A 16,285-nucleotide genomic window follows, 5' to 3' on the forward strand; every position below is an offset into this window, starting at 1 on the left:
GTGTAAGGCACCATCCAGCCCCGACAGGTATAAGCGAAAAGATAGGCAGTCTACTATTGCGACTTCCTGTGGTAACAAGGAGGGATGAAGTTCAATCCCTCTAACAGTAAAACGGCAATAGACCGATGAACTGTTTGTTTCGCTTATGACCTGAGAGGTGGCGCCTGGCGCTAGACACTGTTCCATATAGAAAAAATTATACTCTTGTATCTAAAAAAGAAAAGGTCCACCTGAATACAGTGGGCCTTTTTATTCTTTGCTTGATTATACAGGATACACTGGATGTTTTCTCGGTGGCTGCGGAAGATCTTTTGTACTGTAGAAACGGTATCGGTCTGCAAGTACACCTCTTAAGCTTGATGGCGCCACAATTTCATCGATGATTAGTTCAGATGCCATCTTGTAAATATCAATTTCTTCCTTATATTCTTTATGCTTTTCTTGAACGAACGCAAGCCGTTCCTTTGGATCTTCAATTGCTTCAATTTTATTTGAATAGACTGCATTTACTGCCGCTTCAGGTCCCATAACGGCAATTTGAGCAGTCGGTAACGCGATACAAACATCCGGCTCAAACGCAGGACCCGCCATCGCGTAAAGACCAGCTCCATATGCTTTACGGACAATAACTGAAATTTTCGGCACAGTTGCTGAGCTCATTGCCATAATTAGTTTTGCACCATGACGGATGATTCCCGCACGCTCAACTTTCGTTCCAATCATAAAGCCTGGAACGTCAGCAAGAAACAGCAGGGGAATCGAGAATGCATCACAAAGGTTGATGAATTTTGTTGCTTTATCAGCGGAATCAACGAACAGTACTCCGCCTTTTACTTTCGGCTGATTAGCAATGATACCAACTGGCTGTCCTTCTATTCTTGCCAATCCTGTAATAATTTCGCCAGCAAATAACTTCTTGACGTCGAAGTAACTGCCTTCATCAATCAGTGCATCAATCGCTTCGTACATATCGAATGGTGCATTTTGATTTTCCGGAATAATCGCTTCAAGCGTCCGTCCAACTTTCGCCTCCACTGATTCTTTCAAGGCAGGCTTCTCTGTGAAGTTTGCAGGGAAAAACGCTAGATAACGGCGAGCTTCCGCGATAGCTTCTTCCTCGTTCGCTACAAGTACGTCTCCACAACCGCTAACTGAACAATGCATGCGCGCGCCGCCCATTTCTTCAAGTGTTACTTTTTCACCGATTACTTTTTCAGCCATACGCGGTGAACCTAAATACATCGAAGCATTTCCATCCACCATAATAACAATATCGCAAAACGCCGGTATATACGCACCTCCGGCAGCAGAAGGGCCGAACAGAATACATACTTGCGGTATGAAACCCGATAATCTCACTTGGTTGTGGAATATCTTCCCTGCGCCACGACGGTTCGGGAACATATCAAGTTGATCTGTAATACGAGCACCTGCTGAATCGACAAGATACAACAGTGGCACACGGTTCTTCTCAGCTATTTCCTGGATACGGATAATTTTCTCAACTGTACGAGCACCCCAAGAACCCGCTTTTACCGTTGAATCGTTCGCCATAACGCAGACCGTCTGACCGTTCACTTTCCCCATCGCTGTAACAACGCCGTCTGCTGGCAAATCCCCTGCTTCACAATTGGCAAACCTGCCGTCTTCTGTATACTCCCCGCCATCAAAAAGAAGCTCCAGCCGATCACGTACGAAAAGTTTGTTCTGTTCCTTCAATTTCTCGTGGTATTTAGAATGGCCCCCTGCATAAATTTCCCGCAATCTAGCGTCAAGCTTGTCATTGTAAACTGTCTTTTCAGTTGTTTTATTCACTTAAAAAACCCCTTTCGTAAATCATCTCCACATATTCACCTTATGTCTAGCTTATATGCGACCAGATACCACAGGCCGCCTCCGCGTTTCTATCCTTCGACCGTAGCTAAAACATCTTCTTCGTTAACAAAGTCACCGACTTTTACATTGATAGCTGTTACTTTTCCAGCCGTTTCTGCTTCAATTGGAATTTCCATTTTCATCGATTCGAGTACGACGATTACTTGCCCTACCGCTACTTCTTCTCCCACTGCTACATTTACAGTAAATACAGTACCCGCCATCGTTGATTTCACTTGTGTCATTTTGTCATTTCCTCCTTTTGTTTTGCGCTCCATGTTGTTAAAACTGATGTTAAATAGTCCCCCGCAATAAACTCTTCAGATTCCAGAAATTTATTGAATAAAGGTATGTTCGTTTTCAAACCTTCAATTTCCACCTTCGACAAAAATGCTACTGATTTCCGAATTGCTTCTTCCCTTGTTTGTGCATGTACAATTACTTTCGAAATAAGCGGATCATAAAACGGCGTCACTTTGCCACCTTCGATGTATCCGTGGTCAACACGAATTCCCGTCGTATCTCCCCAATCAAGTTTTTTGATTGTTCCCGGTGAAGGCATGAATTTGATTGGATCTTCTGCATAAATGCGGAATTCAATTGCATGTCCTTTAGATTTGATGTCATCCTGATTTATCACAGGAAGTTTATTCCCTTTTACAATTTCTATTTGCCATTCAACAAGGTCAAATCCAGTCACTTCTTCAGTAACAGGATGTTCAACTTGTAATCTAGTATTCATTTCAAGAAAATAGACTTCATTGTTTTCATCGACAATGAATTCGACAGTTCCTGCATTTTTATAAGATACGGCTTTCGCTGCATCGACTGCCGCTTTGTAAAGGCGCTGACGTGTGTCTTCAGTTAAGTGCGGTGAAGGTGATTCTTCAATCACTTTCTGATTGCGTCGCTGAACTGAACAGTTACGCTCAAACATATGTACAACATTTCCAAAATTATCTCCGAAAATCTGCACTTCGATATGACGTGCATTGGCTATGAACTTTTCAAGGAAAACAACGTCATCACCAAAATACGTTTTCGCTCGCGTTTTTATAGATTGAAAGTGTTGACTGAGCGCTTGCTCATCTTCACAACGAACCATACCAATTCCGCCGCCACCAGCACTTGCCTTTAACATAATCGGATAGCCGATTTCAATTGCAGCTTGTATGGCATCTTCTAAAGAAGCGATTCCTTCGTCTGTTCCGGGTACAACTGGCACCCCTGCCGCTTTCATTGTCCCACGGGAACCGATTTTATCGCCCATTTTTTCAATTGTATCTACGTCAGGTCCGATGAATCGAATTCCTGCCTCTTGTACTTTACGTGCAAATGCGGCGTTCTCCGATAGCAAACCATATCCTGGATGAATAGCATCTGCCCCGGTCCGAACCGCGATTTCGATTATATCGTCTGCTTTCAAATATGATTGTTGAACTTGTGCAGGTCCTAACAAAAACGCCTCGTCCGCTTCTTTCACGAACGGCATGTCCACATCCGCTTCCGAATAGACAACAACAACGCTAATACCAAGACGCTTACAAGTCTTTATGATTCTAAGAGCGATTTCCCCACGATTCGCAATCAGTATTTTATCCATGTTAATCCCCCAAACGATTTGATATGTATTTCTCCATCCCCCTTTAGTTTATACGATGAATGAAAGCGATTTCAACCTTTGTCTGAAAAAAACATCTTTTTATATCATTTCACCAATGAATTCCAGGGAATTCAGCAGTAAAAAAGTATTTAACTATATAAGTTGAACATAGGATTCCATACTCGAGTTGTTTGTTGGTTCAAAGTAAATGCATTGAACAATTTTGTGTGAGTAGCATATGGCGGTCATAATATGGCCGATGCCGGTCATATTCAAAGCCGTGGAGAGCATAACAGGGCTCATGCCGGTCATAATTGCATCCATGGCGAGCATAACGAGCTTCATGCCGGTCATAACACGATAGCCGGCCACATTATTACAGCTAAGAACGTCTTAATGCAAACAAGCATTACTTAAACTCAACTTATTTATGGCAATCAAAAAAACCGCCGCACATGTCCAAGACTTGTACAGCGGTTAATTTCACGTTTTATTTTTTCGATAAAAACTGTGCCACCGCATCATGGTGCGTGTCACTTCCCCAAAGAATTGAACATTGACGTGATTCTTCGATCATTCTGTCACGCATAAAATCAGCCGTCCATTTCCGGATGGCAATTGTTTTATACGCTCGATGGACAGACGGATGATGGGCGGACATTTTGGCAAGAAACTTTTTAAGCCCTTCTTCAGCAGTACCCTCATAAATTTCCGTTGCCCAACCCGTTTCAAGCATTTGATCAGCCGTATGTACCTCAGCTTCAGAAAGCAAGCGTAACACCCGATCATGCTTGCCATCTTTTTCAAATAGCAGAGTAGCTCCACCCCACCCCGTCGTAATAGCAAGGGTCCCTTGAATGAAACCCGCTTTTGCAGTGGATGAAATGATGCGGTAATCACAAGCAGTAGCGATTTCACAACCACCACCTACTGCGGTACCATTTAGAAGCGCAATGACAGGCATCGGTAGGGTAGCTACCCTGTATAATAGGCCAGCCATTTTGCTTAACATCGGATATGCTTCATCCGCCGTTCGCAAGGAATGGAATTCAGATAAATCTCCACCCGAACAGAATGCCCGATCACCCGCTCCTGTAATAACGGCAAATGCAACATCCGGATTTTCTTCTATGCGGACAAGAAATTGTTTAAGTCCTTCCATGACAGCATAGTTGACTGCGTTGCGCATTTCAGGACGATCGATAGTAAACGTAGCAATTCCATTTTCGATAGCAATCGTATAAGACATATCCATTCTCCCATCGTCTGTTATTATTTCCCCACTAAACACATTATTAAGCTACAGGCGCCAAACCGTATTATGCCTGTCGCGCCTAAACGACACCATCTGCATTTCTATGTATAGGAAAAAGGCCACCGAGAGCCATGGTCTCACGGTAGCCTTCATAGGCAAATCTTACTTATTCGCCTACAACTTCTTTTCCTTTGTAATTTCCACATGATTTACAAATGTGGTGAGCCAATTTGATTTCGCCACAGTTAGTACAAGTAGTCATTCCCGGTACTTGCAATTTATAATGCGTACGGCGCTTGTTTTTAACTGTTTTGGATGTTCTTCTTTTTGGTACAGCCATCTGGGGCACCTCCTTACGTTCGCCTATTCGCCCTTGGATTCAAAGAGCTTTGCCAAATCGGCAAGTCTAGGATCCACTTTCGTTTCCAGTTCCTTTCGGAGCCTGGCATTGTACACCTCATCAGTCGCATATGACCAGCCTTTTCCTTCTGCCTCTTGCATATCCTCGGCATTTTCACCGTAAATTTGAAGCGGCACTTCAAGGAGGACGAGCTCCTCAAATACAGGGGTCATGTCTACTACCTCACCCACAACAGGATGAATTTCATCATCTGCTGCAAGAACTTCTTCATCCCAGCTGAACTGTTCGTCAGCTTCGATTGAGAATGGTAATTCGACGTCTTCCCATGTTCGTGAACAGGGCAATGTCAACGTACCTTCGAGCCGGAATCGGCATATCAATTTCTTGGAGCCGATTGTACAACTCCCGGTCACTCGGACAGGCGTAATATTCCGGATTTCCGGATTCCGTTTTTTCACGGATTCAAGGTCGACAGCTTCGTCAAGCGGCATCGCACCTTGTCTGTATCTCTGCAATTGATGGATTGACCATTTCATGTCTATCACCTCAAGACAACAATGTTGATTATATAATGGGCGAAAAGGGATGTCAAGATATTTTCTTGTCACTTCATCAACCGCATAGGTATAATTAATATTCATTGTAGCAAAGGAGTGAAGAATTTGAAAGCCATAGGAATTATTGTCGAATATAACCCATTTCATAACGGCCATCATTACCATGCAAAGCAAGCGAAAAAGATGACTAACTCTGATATCGTCATTGCCGTCATGAGCGGTAATTTCCTTCAACGGGGAGAACCCGCATTTGTCGACAAATGGACACGCGCCAACATGGCTCTAAATAACGGCGTGGACATCGTTCTAGAGCTTCCTTACGCATTCGCTACCGCTAATGCTCCAACCTTCGCGCGTGGCGCTATACAGCTGTTGGACGCCGCTCAGTGCAATGCATTTTGCTTCGGCAGCGAAGATGGTGCAATTGAACCTTTTGAGAGAAGTCTTCGCCTCATCGAACAAGCCGGGGAAAATTATGAGTCAACTGTAAAAGAAGCCGTCAGTCGCGGACTTAGTTATCCAAAAGCATTAAATGAGGCCTATCACTCGGCTGCCAATTCCTCTACGATTGAAGGTACGCTTGCTGATCTATCAAAGCCAAATAATATTTTAGGATTTCATTACATGGAAGCGGCCAATACAATAGGCTCGGCAATGAAAGCTGTCACAATTCCGCGTATTGTTGCACAGTATCATGACGATGCAATAGAGGGCAACCATATAGCGAGTGCAACTGGAATCAGAAAATCCTTTTTCGGATCAGACACATTAGGGTCAGTTACAGACTTCATACCTGATGCAACACGCGAAATTTTACAAGGGTGGCAAGAGGAACATCAATCATTCGGAAACTGGCCGTCTTTCTATCCTCAGCTCCGTTTCACAATTTTACGGGAAGGTCCCGAACGTCTCGCGATGATTGCGGACGTCACGGAAGGGATTGAGAATCTTTTGTACCGAGCAGCAGCTAATAACGGAACATTTGAAGGCTTTATGGATCAAGTGAAATCAAAACGATACACCTGGACTCGCCTCCAACGAATGCTGACTCATATATTTACTGGTTTTACGTACGATATTCGGAGCAGAATGGAAGCCCCTTCCTATTTACGGTTACTTGGAATGACAACCGCCGGAAGATTATATTTGAATGAACATAAAAAAAGGCTGAAGCTTCCTCTTGTTAGCAAAGCAGCAGCCTTCTCAAATCCTTCACTTGAATTCGATATCCACGCATCAGATATGTATGCACTCGGAATCGGAAACGGAACTTCTAGCACCCGAATCGGTGTCGATTATAATACACATCCAATTATAATTCAGTGAAGATAGTTAGGTTGAGATAAAGATTCCGTTCAACACCTCTACGGCACTCTGGGATGCCTCCCGCCTTAAGCCAAGCAGTTTCGCCGCCAACCTTAGGGATTCACCTTACAGTGTCCAGTTACGGGACACTGTAAGGAGCCTGCGCTAACTCTACATGGATAAAGCGATTACTCTAGTAGAGTGAAGGAAAAATGCAACGTGCCAGTTACTGACACCACACACCGGTTAACAAAGCTCACATTGAACAATCTCTAGGAGTGTAAAGGACATAAAAATCCCCTTCGCTATATCCAAACAGTTTACTTTTCTTCAAGTGTCGCTAAATAATCAAGTGCATCATCCACGGTTTTCACTGGCACAATCTTCATTTTTGTGCCTATTTTTTCTGCCACTGCTACAGCTTCTTCGTAATTAGTCAGTATTCCCGGATTCGCAACCCTTACTTCATCAGGCAAATCATCCTCTGGTGCGAAGAATATTTCCACGTCTTGGCGAGATGCTGCTATCACTTTAAAATCCGCTCCCCCAATCCTTCCGACGGTTCCATCCTCCAGCATTTCTCCAGTTCCAGCTATGTTATATCCTTTAGTAAGGTCTTCATCTAGCAACTGGTTCATAATTTCAAGAGTGAACATTAGTCCCGCAGATGGTCCACCTATATTCGATGTTTTGAAATCGACTTCCGGATCAGTCGTGAGTGTTCTATCCTCTTCAAAACGTACGCCGAGTCCAGCACGCCCATCACTGTCAGGTATCTCTTTCAAGACGAGCGTTACATCGAGCTTCTTGCCATCCCTGTCCAACGAAATTTTTACTTCATCTCCCAATTTCTTATCTCCAATAAGGGTAAAGAATTGTCCTGATTCTTTCAACTCGACATTGTCAACCATACGAATCTTATCTCCGAGTTCCAAGATACCGTCGGCCGCTCCCCCTTCAAGGACCATCATGACAAAGACACCATCATACTGGATGTCAACGGGAAGCCCTGCTTTTTCAAAAGCAACTGTAATTGCATTGAATTGTGAGCCAGTCATGAGTTTCTTCTGCCGAATATTATATTCCTTATCATCTTCTCCATCTCTTCTTACATTTTCAGCAGGAAGAAGCTTCTTCTTATCGGTGAATTTCGATAAAACATAAGAAGCTGGTGTCGCTTTGGAAACGGAAATCGTCATAAGACTGAAACTTCCAGAATCGTTCTCATCTCCGCCAACTACCTCGACGAGTGGATCCAATTCATATGCTCCTCCCGGCTGCGATATATAAGAATCGAGTGGATAAACAAATAAAATGGCTACGATGACAAGCGAAATACCTATCCCACCGAATTTTTTCTTTTTCATTTTAGGGACACCTCCGTTAATAGCCTGTACTTTCTTTACATATATATAAGTGTAGCACCAAAAAAAGACTGACAAAAGATTTTTCACTAATTTTTCGTCATACTCGAAAATCGAAAGGAGCGGGTGCGTGATCGAAGGAATGCATGCACGCCTTTATAATGTGATCAACCTTGTAGTCATTTGGGGACTTATCATTCTGTTCATTTTACAGCCAAGCATTGCACACGCTGGAGCCAAAGCCGGTGCACAGCTGTTTATCCATGCACTGCTTCCGTATTTACTTCCCTATATCATATTGACACAATGGCTTTTAAAAATGCCGAATCGTACACAAAAAGTACCCAAGTGGAGACGCTTTTTGAAAGCATATGTACTAGGATCGTTCGGCGGATTCCCAGTTGGTGCTGTAACTGTAACCGAAATGATGAAAAATGGTGAATTATCGCAGAAGCAAAGCAGTCTACTTCTCGCCGCATGCCATGCACCAGGGCCGATGTTCATCATTGGTTTCGTGGGAACTGAATTATTTGGAAACGTCAGCGCAGGATGGAAGTTGCTTGCAGCCATTCATATCGCAAATGTTCTATTCTTTTTACTAGCAGTTTTATTTCTGCACCGCGAAGATGATACAGAAATACCCCTTTCACAACTTCCAAAGAAAGTAAAAGGGATGCCACTTCTTGACGCTATCAAGGAAAGTTCGACAATAATTGTTCTTGTCGCAACCACCGTCATTTTCTTTTCTTCACTTGGAACTGTGCTATCAACAGTTTTTACTTCGGCATTCACAGTGGAGATGGGAATTTCAAAAACCTTTGCTTTATCCATTTTCGAAATGACTTCAGGTGTTCAATCTGCAACAGATCACTTTTATGGTTCTCCTATTTTTCCTTTTCTTGTTGCAGCAATCATTTCCATGAACGGAATGAGTATCCATATGCAAGTTTTCGTCATCGCAAAGACCTGCAACATTTCTATGACACCTTACGTAATCGGACGAATCTGGAGCGTCATTCTCGTTCCGGTAATCTTCTACCTTATCTACTAAAAAACAAAAATGGTTATGATGAAAAGTTGATTTCATCATAACCACGGGACAATCATTACGCTTTGTATTTCTTTCTCAATGCCTCTTCAACTTGAATCGGCACAAGTCCTGAGATTTCGCCTCCGTACTTTGCCACCTCTTTGACAATGCTCGAACTGAGGAATGAATACTGATTGTTCGTCATGATGAAAAACGTCTCTATACTTTCATCGAGAAACCGGTTCATGGAAGTAATCTGCATTTCATACTCAAAATCCGATACAGCACGCAATCCACGAACGATTACAGAAGCCCCGACACTTTTGGCATAATCCACAAGTAATCCAGAAGATGACTCTACTCTCACGTTAGGAAACACAGACGTCACCTCTGCAATAAGTGCTATACGCTCTTCAACAGTAAAAAGTGAATTCTTCGATGAGTTATTCATGACAGCGACCCTAACATCACCGAAAACTCTTGCCGCTCTTTTGATAATATCAAGATGTCCATTCGTCAGCGGATCAAAACTACCAGGCACAACTGCAATTTTCGACATTATAGAAACCTCATTTCTCATAAATAGATACAGCGCTGTTTCCATACACCGAACTTTTCATCTTATGATAAGTACCATACGCTTCCGGTAACTCCAATTGCTTTTCATGTTCACAAACGATGACAGCGTTTTCAGTAAGAAGTCCTGCTTCTACAAAGTCCTGCGCAAGATCATAAAAATTTGTTTCCGCATACGGAGGATCAATAAAAAGAAGTTTCGCTTTTTTTCCCTTAGCCTCCAAAAATTTCACAGCATTCTTGGCATCTGCACGTTGAATATGTAATTCTTCAGTAAACCGGCACTTTTCCGCATTCACTTTAATAATCGCGCACGCTTTCACATTTTTTTCGAATATGAAAGCCTCATCTATCCCTCTCGATAAAGCTTCAAGTGAAAGAGATCCGCTGCCACCAAACAATTCTACTGCAATTCCACCATCAAAGTAAGGTCCAATTATATTGAACACGGATTCTTTTACCTTATCCGATGTCGGGCGTGTATCTGTCCCCGCTAAAGATTTCAACGGAGTACCTTTTCTAGTTCCTGCAACAACTCTCACTTGTCGACCTCCTCTATCAATGCTGACATTCTGACGATATCAATCGTATTTGCCGTTTTCTCAATACTTAACAGGAATAACCGCTTGAACCAACTCTCTTCGAAATATAAATCACCTTCCAAAATTTCGAACGGCATCGTTACAACATCATACTTTTTTTCATTATAGACATAAAAAAGTTCTTTCTTAGGGAATCTAAATTTCCTTGTGCCATTTTCAATATAAATGGACCGGTCATTCGATTTGATGGTATAACCCGCAAGGTTCAAGATTTTCTTTGCAGGATACAGGGTTTTTCCATCTTTTAATATGAGTTGAACACCCGTAGTACTCGCACCTTCAAATTTGGTTTCTCGCGGATCTTCAATGAGAAACGGATGGAAGGCTGTAGCGTCATATATATTTTTCGTGAAATACGATGTCTTAAAGCCTGTTACTTCTCCTGCTAACGAATCCAAAACTGATGCATTAACTTCCTGCCCTGAGCTATCATTCAACATTTTTTTGAACTGTTTAAGTTCCTCTACTGTAATTGATTCAGTTAGCATTTTATAAGCTTTACGTGATTTCTCCATTCCTATTGGCTTTCCTCCTAGAATCGAAGCAACCAGTTCAGCCGTCATACGTTCTTTTTCCGGTATTGTAAAACGCGCATACATACTTCCCCTTAGAAATCGGTCGGATACTTTATCCACATCTGCATTTTTCGAAACAATAAATCTGGTTGCATTTACAGAGGGATTTGTAGCATCAACTACAATTGTCGAGTGGTTGGCATCAATTGCTTTGAGCGCACTATCCACTTCCTCAAGTCCCGCAGTATTGCTTCCAGCTCCATATACCGAAAGCCTATCCCCCGCATAGAGTACCGGCAAATTAGTACGCTGCCAGTAAAGATCCTTGACCTCACCCTCGCCACGGAATAATGCATAATTGATGTTCGTCATTTTTTTAGCACCAACCCGCTTCAAGCCATTTACCCATAATCCACCAATTCCAGTTTCATCGGTCATATGAAATAATGTGTATGAAGCAGAAGATCCATGTAGGCCGGCGAACGGTTCCCTGTATAGAGCCGTTTGTTTCATTAATCCTTCTTTTGGTATTACATATGAAATGGATTGACGGTCATTCTCCCCTTCAAGGAAGGCTATAGAATTCTCGTCCAATCGATTACAGGACGTTGCGTCCACAAGATAACAAGAACGATTAATGCTATCTTTAGGCCAAACAATTTCATGTCGCACGTTCGATAAACCGCTGAAATGCTGGCGAATATGAAGGCCCTCGGGACGATTTACCACTTCAATTTCCTGAGTGAACGTCGCAATATCAAGCTCATGGCCATTTGCGCCTTCCGCTTGATAATAATGCATATAAATTAGAAGGCTGTTCACAATAAGTAAAAGGACCATAGTTCTTACTATAAATTTCAAATCCTACGCCTCCCTGAAAGAATTGATGAATGCGCCTTAGCAATTGGAATGGTATGATGAGTCTAGATTTATGTATTCAGAGAGGTAGTGTTTATATATGATATTAAACCAACGATTCATAGAGCTCGGCGAAGGATATGGAGATGTTTATGAACTATGTGAACTGATCAAAACGAATAGCGACCGCCTGCATAGGACATTAATCTTATCCTCGGAAACGCCAACAGGTCATGCTTTGTCATTCGCAGCAGCCTTTGAGCCCGCAAATGATAGTAAGTTCATGCCAATTTACATTTGCAGGGAAGGGATTATCCAGCAAGATACCATCAAATCGAAAAGAAGACTACTCTTTGAAGAAACGGCTGAAAAGGTCGGGAGTACACCAGCCGTTATCGAGTTGAAAAACTCTTCAGTATTTGCAGAACGAGAATTATTCTATCAATACACGATTGGGATTCTACGTCTCAACAAACTGCTACCTCCATTGAGATAATTTTATAATCCAGTTTTATAGTCATATTCTTTCGCTTTATCAGGTTTTGCATTTTCATATTCTGTTTTCACAAATGGACGGTATGATGGCAAAACTTTTTTCACAGATGGAAGACGTTCTATTTTACCCATGACCGTATCGACATCCTCCTTATTACAATATAGGACGACATACTTCATTGTGCGTGATATATAATGGACATGACCGTATTTACGAAATGATTTTGCTTGTTTCAAATGATGAAGAAAGACAATAATACCTTGACGATCGATCATAGATTTCCCCTCTTTTCCTAACCCATAGAATACCATAGGACTGAAAAGCCCTGCAAGAACAAAAGCGGAAACGCCTGTTCAAAGACGGTAGGCTTAAGAAGGGCACGCTTTACCAGAGAAGGACGCAGTTCAACCCTTACTAGCCAGACCAGCTTATAACCAAGCCTCTAGGTACTGCAATCTGGAATTGGAGTATCGCCCTTCATAGGTTATCCACAGGTTAAGAATTTTATAATTCCCTAAGCAACAAAAGAAAGGCTGAAGGTATACTAAAATTCCAAATCCTGTAGAACAAGGAGGAAAGTAGTTCTATCCCTCCCTACCGCATGACCTAAATCCTGTAAACACAAGCGACTCGAACGTCTGGCGACTGGTGCCTGGAACCTGGAGCTGGACCTGAACATTGCTGACAACGCCAATCTTTTGCCCTATAATGGAGAAATATAGCTGATTAATTAAGGAGGCTTCCGAATGGGTAGAAAAACAAATGTGGCACTTACAGTAGGTGCGGCCGGCGTTGCCGCATGGGCAGCTTCCAAAGTTGTCGCAAAACCGGTACCGCGTAAAGGTAAAAAAGCACTTGCTTTCGATACGCCGGTCATTCTTGCTCACCGGGGTGGTCTATCAGAAGCTCCCGAGAACACATTAGCAGCATTTTCAAAATCGGCTGAGCTTGGGATACATGGATTTGCAGTCGATATCCGGTTAACAAAAGATGAAGAGATTATTGTCTTCCATGATGAATTTGCAGATCGGACAACAGATTTCTCTGGAAGAATTGCTGACTATACCCTAAGCGAATTAAAAATGGCTGATGCAGGCTATTGGTTTGAAGATGAGAATCAAAATCTTTCTTATCGTGGAAAGAACGTAGAAGTACTTTCTCTCCGCGAACTGCTTCAAAAATTCCCACATATGCTAATAGCCATCAATCTGAAAGATTCTCCCGATACCTATGAAGGAAGCTTGATGCCTTCAAAACTATGGAGACTTCTTGAAGAGTTGGGTGCTGAAGACTGTGTTGTTGTAACAAGTTCATATGATGAACAGACCGACAGATTCAACTTATATGCGCAAAACAAAGTAGCTATCGGTGCAGGTGATAACGAAGTAAAAAAAGCATATGCCTCTTTTTCAAGTATGTTCGGTCATCTTTATAGCCCACGTGCAGATTTATTCAGAATTCCAGAAAAACTAGGCGTGTTTTCTATCGGCACTGAAAATTTCATCAAGTTTCTCTCACAAATTAATATCCCCGTTTATTTTGAAGGAGTGAATGATAAAGAGTCGTTCGTTAAACTTCTACATGTTGGAGCAGCAGGTTTCATCACAGATCGACCGACTGTCGCAATGGAAGTTGTGCAAGAAAACTTAGGCGAATAAACAAAGATAGGTTGCATCCATGTCGACTTTCCGACATAGATGCAACCTATTTTTTCATGTCTAGACTACCTAAGCTAAACGGCGCTTCTGCTTTTTTTCTAAGGTAATTATAAACTCTCGGACTCTGGATAACCTGCGAAAGATGATATCTCGCCTAGACTCCAGGCCCCTTACCCTTTTCTTATCAAGCCGAACACGAACAGCCTCCGCCTGTGCCGCAACTTCCACCACAAGAAGAGTCGGAAAAGAATGCACTGCCAGCTGGAACTTTTACTTCATCTGAAACCGATTTAGCGATGATTGAACCAATTTCGTCAAACATATATTGAACGTCATTTTCAGCCAATCGAAGCGCTGCAACTTGTTCATTCATATCAAGCTCACGTTTTTGTACGCGTATGCTTTTCATTACTATATTATGATCCGGATGGTATCTTCCAAATCGTTGGACTTCTTCATAACGTTCCTTCATTGCCGTGAACTCTTGAATTGATTTCACAAGTTCCGTGTCCGAATAGACATCATCATGGGCTTTGCGATATTCAGCCACCTCTTCAGAAGAAAGCATCATTGCCGTTAGATCTTCTGCATTTTCAATGATGGTGATCCATTCGTCTGTCATCATAGAATGATCCCCTCCAATCACACACTTATCATAACAGATGAAACGGTGTGCATGCACTTATTCAATATTTATTTCTTTAATATCCAAAAATGTTTTTTCAGAAAGAGCTCGCTCTGCTTCTTCGAGATCGGAAAACGGTAACAAACCATCAGCCGTGTGCTGTGTTTTTTCATGACCTTTCCCTGCAATAAGGACGATATCTCCCGGTGCTGCACAGAAAATCGCTTTACGAATCGCATCTTTCCGGTCGAGCTCAGCTTCAATCGCTGAACAATCTCCTCCAAAACCTTCCATAATATCCGAGATAATTGCTTTCGGATCTTCATTTCTTGGATTATCCGATGTAACAATGACGATGGAAGAATATAGAACAGCGAGTTCGCCCATCTCAGCTCGTTTTCCTTTATCTCGCTGGCCACCGCATCCAAAGACCGTAATCAGTCTTCCATAACACGAATTGAACAGTGTCTGTAATACCGCTTGGAGCGCATCTGGCGTATGTGCGTAATCTACGTAAACCTTTACACCATCGCGCTCTATCTGCTGCAACCTGCCTTCTGGAAGTTGCAAGAGTTCGCAGTGCAGCAAAATATCATCCAAGTAATACCCTAGGACTAGAAGAGCACTAATTGCCGCTAATGCATTCATTCGATTGTAATGTCCCAGAATATCTGGATTCATTTTCAGTTCCGGGACTCGGACGTCAGCCGACGAATCCATCCCAAAATAAACCAATGGGATAGTTGCTTCTTGAACCATTTTGACACAGTGTTCATCATCTTTGTTAACAATGATTGTTTTCGCCAATCGAATTAAACGCTTTTTAGCATTGATATAAGCAAGCTTTCCACCATGTTCTTCGTAATGATCAGTCCCAATATTCAATAATACCCCAATGTCGATTTCACAATGATTTAAACGATTCGAAGACAATCCTTGTGAAGATGCTTCAAGAACAACATGACTGACGCCTTCGCCTACACATTTTTTCAACAATGGATGGAGGTATTCCGCAGGTAATGTTGTCATTTGAGGGCATTCATAGTCAATCTTTACGCCATCGATAAAAATTCCCGTCGTGCCAATTACCGCCACCCGGTTTCCGAATTTCCGTAACAATTGACCAACAAAGTGAGTGACTGTCGTTTTTCCATTTGTTCCAGTCACTGCAATCATCTTCATTCTTTTCGCAGGATCACCAGCTAACCGTGCACTTGCATGGGACATGAACATCGTGCAATCCGAAACGGTAATGACAACAACATTATCCTGTATTTCAGTCAGAAATGTTCTATCAATAACAATAGCTACAGCACCTTGTTCAATCGCTCTTTCAATATACATCGCACCATCGCTTTGATTTCCTTTCCTTGCTACAAAAACGTATCCTTTCTTTACCCGTGAAGAATCTTCGGTTATTCCCGTGACTACAGTCCTGAGTTCCCCGCCACTGACTGTACAAGGCCAGTCTTTTAAAAGCTCCGTTATAAACAGCACCACTCTCCCCTTCCCGAACATTTTTCTTTGAAAACGAATATATTGAGAGCGAACATACTTTATCGTATGAAACGAACTCAATGAACGTCACGAAGAAAGTTGGGAGCC

General features: G+C 42.4%; 17 protein-coding genes. 4 read left to right on the plus strand and 13 right to left on the minus strand.

Annotated elements, in window-relative coordinates; genetic code table 11:
- Positions 1-264 precede the first annotated feature (264 nt).
- The 6 genes from FQ087_RS10435 to FQ087_RS10460 form a co-directional block, all read right to left on the minus strand.
- The gene (locus FQ087_RS10435; protein ID WP_149580375.1) at positions 265-1,815 is read right to left on the minus strand and encodes an acyl-CoA carboxylase subunit beta; all 1,551 of its coding nucleotides are present in this window, start codon (positions 1,813-1,815) and stop codon (positions 265-267) included.
- 89 nt (positions 1,816-1,904) lie between these two features.
- On the minus strand, positions 1,905-2,120 hold the full coding sequence (locus FQ087_RS10440; RefSeq protein WP_149580376.1) for an acyl-CoA carboxylase biotin carboxyl carrier protein subunit: 216 nt from the start codon (positions 2,118-2,120) through the stop codon (positions 1,905-1,907).
- On the minus strand, positions 2,117-3,478 hold the full coding sequence (locus tag FQ087_RS10445) for an acetyl-CoA carboxylase biotin carboxylase subunit (protein WP_149580377.1): 1,362 nt from the start codon (positions 3,476-3,478) through the stop codon (positions 2,117-2,119). The genes FQ087_RS10440 and FQ087_RS10445 overlap by 4 nt, the downstream gene beginning before the upstream one ends.
- Before the next feature lie 490 nt (positions 3,479-3,968).
- Positions 3,969-4,727 (minus strand): enoyl-CoA hydratase/isomerase family protein, encoded by a 759-nt coding sequence (locus FQ087_RS10450; RefSeq protein WP_149580378.1) that lies wholly within the window; start codon positions 4,725-4,727, stop codon positions 3,969-3,971.
- Between the two features lie 172 nt (positions 4,728-4,899).
- On the minus strand, positions 4,900-5,073 hold the full coding sequence (rpmF, locus tag FQ087_RS10455; RefSeq protein ID WP_149580379.1) for a 50S ribosomal protein L32: 174 nt from the start codon (positions 5,071-5,073) through the stop codon (positions 4,900-4,902).
- Positions 5,074-5,096: 23 nt separating this feature from the next.
- Complete coding sequence (locus FQ087_RS10460; RefSeq protein WP_149580380.1) at positions 5,097-5,630, minus strand: YceD family protein; 534 nt, start codon at positions 5,628-5,630, stop codon at positions 5,097-5,099.
- Between the two features lie 126 nt (positions 5,631-5,756).
- On the opposite strand from FQ087_RS10460, the gene FQ087_RS10465 reads away from it, so the two are divergent.
- Positions 5,757-6,977 (plus strand): nucleotidyltransferase, encoded by a 1,221-nt coding sequence (locus FQ087_RS10465; RefSeq protein WP_149580381.1) that lies wholly within the window; start codon positions 5,757-5,759, stop codon positions 6,975-6,977.
- Between the two features lie 299 nt (positions 6,978-7,276).
- On the opposite strand, the gene FQ087_RS10470 is transcribed toward FQ087_RS10465, so the two are convergent.
- Positions 7,277-8,323 (minus strand): SepM family pheromone-processing serine protease, encoded by a 1,047-nt coding sequence (locus tag FQ087_RS10470; RefSeq protein ID WP_149580382.1) that lies wholly within the window; start codon positions 8,321-8,323, stop codon positions 7,277-7,279.
- A 127-nt stretch (positions 8,324-8,450) separates the two neighbouring features.
- Here FQ087_RS10470 and FQ087_RS10475 point away from each other — a divergent pair, with 127 nt between their 5' ends.
- On the plus strand, positions 8,451-9,371 hold the full coding sequence (locus tag FQ087_RS10475) for a hypothetical protein (RefSeq protein ID WP_149580383.1): 921 nt from the start codon (positions 8,451-8,453) through the stop codon (positions 9,369-9,371).
- A 55-nt stretch (positions 9,372-9,426) separates the two neighbouring features.
- Here the strand turns inward: FQ087_RS10475 and coaD are convergent, their stop codons facing one another.
- The 3 genes from coaD to FQ087_RS10490 are packed head-to-tail and all read right to left on the minus strand — an operon-like array spanning position 9,427 to position 11,904.
- Positions 9,427-9,909 (minus strand): pantetheine-phosphate adenylyltransferase, encoded by a 483-nt coding sequence (gene coaD, locus FQ087_RS10480; protein WP_149580384.1) that lies wholly within the window; start codon positions 9,907-9,909, stop codon positions 9,427-9,429.
- A gap of 10 nt (positions 9,910-9,919) precedes the next feature.
- Positions 9,920-10,468 carry a 16S rRNA (guanine(966)-N(2))-methyltransferase RsmD gene (rsmD, locus tag FQ087_RS10485; RefSeq protein WP_149580385.1) on the minus strand — a complete coding sequence of 183 codons (549 nt, stop codon included), beginning with the start codon at positions 10,466-10,468 and terminating at the stop codon, positions 9,920-9,922.
- The gene (locus FQ087_RS10490; protein ID WP_149580386.1) at positions 10,465-11,904 is read right to left on the minus strand and encodes a hypothetical protein; all 1,440 of its coding nucleotides are present in this window, start codon (positions 11,902-11,904) and stop codon (positions 10,465-10,467) included. Before FQ087_RS10490 ends, rsmD begins: the two co-directional genes overlap by 4 nt.
- Positions 11,905-12,001: 97 nt before the next feature.
- Between FQ087_RS10490 and FQ087_RS10495 the strand changes: the two genes are divergently transcribed.
- On the plus strand, positions 12,002-12,397 hold the full coding sequence (locus FQ087_RS10495; RefSeq protein WP_149580387.1) for a DUF7147 family protein: 396 nt from the start codon (positions 12,002-12,004) through the stop codon (positions 12,395-12,397).
- Between the two features lie 2 nt (positions 12,398-12,399).
- On the opposite strand, the gene FQ087_RS10500 is transcribed toward FQ087_RS10495, so the two are convergent.
- Positions 12,400-12,672, minus strand: coding sequence for a YlbG family protein (locus tag FQ087_RS10500; protein ID WP_149580388.1), 273 nt, complete (start codon positions 12,670-12,672; stop codon positions 12,400-12,402).
- Positions 12,673-13,143: 471 nt separating this feature from the next.
- Between FQ087_RS10500 and FQ087_RS10505 the strand changes: the two genes are divergently transcribed.
- Positions 13,144-14,055 carry a glycerophosphodiester phosphodiesterase family protein gene (locus FQ087_RS10505; RefSeq protein ID WP_149580389.1) on the plus strand — a complete coding sequence of 304 codons (912 nt, stop codon included), beginning with the start codon at positions 13,144-13,146 and terminating at the stop codon, positions 14,053-14,055.
- Positions 14,056-14,239: 184 nt separating this feature from the next.
- Here FQ087_RS10505 and FQ087_RS10510 read toward each other — a convergent pair whose 3' ends face one another.
- Positions 14,240-14,680 (minus strand): YlbF/YmcA family competence regulator, encoded by a 441-nt coding sequence (locus FQ087_RS10510; protein WP_149580390.1) that lies wholly within the window; start codon positions 14,678-14,680, stop codon positions 14,240-14,242.
- Positions 14,681-14,737: 57 nt separating this feature from the next.
- A complete protein-coding gene (locus tag FQ087_RS10515) occupies positions 14,738-16,177 on the minus strand; it encodes a UDP-N-acetylmuramoyl-L-alanyl-D-glutamate--2,6-diaminopimelate ligase (RefSeq protein ID WP_188006695.1) in 1,440 nt (479 codons plus the stop codon).
- Positions 16,178-16,285 lie beyond the last annotated feature (108 nt).

Origin of the sequence: Sporosarcina sp. ANT_H38 (genome assembly GCF_008369195.1) — a bacterium.
In the GTDB taxonomy this organism is placed as follows: domain Bacteria; phylum Bacillota; class Bacilli; order Bacillales_A; family Planococcaceae; genus Sporosarcina.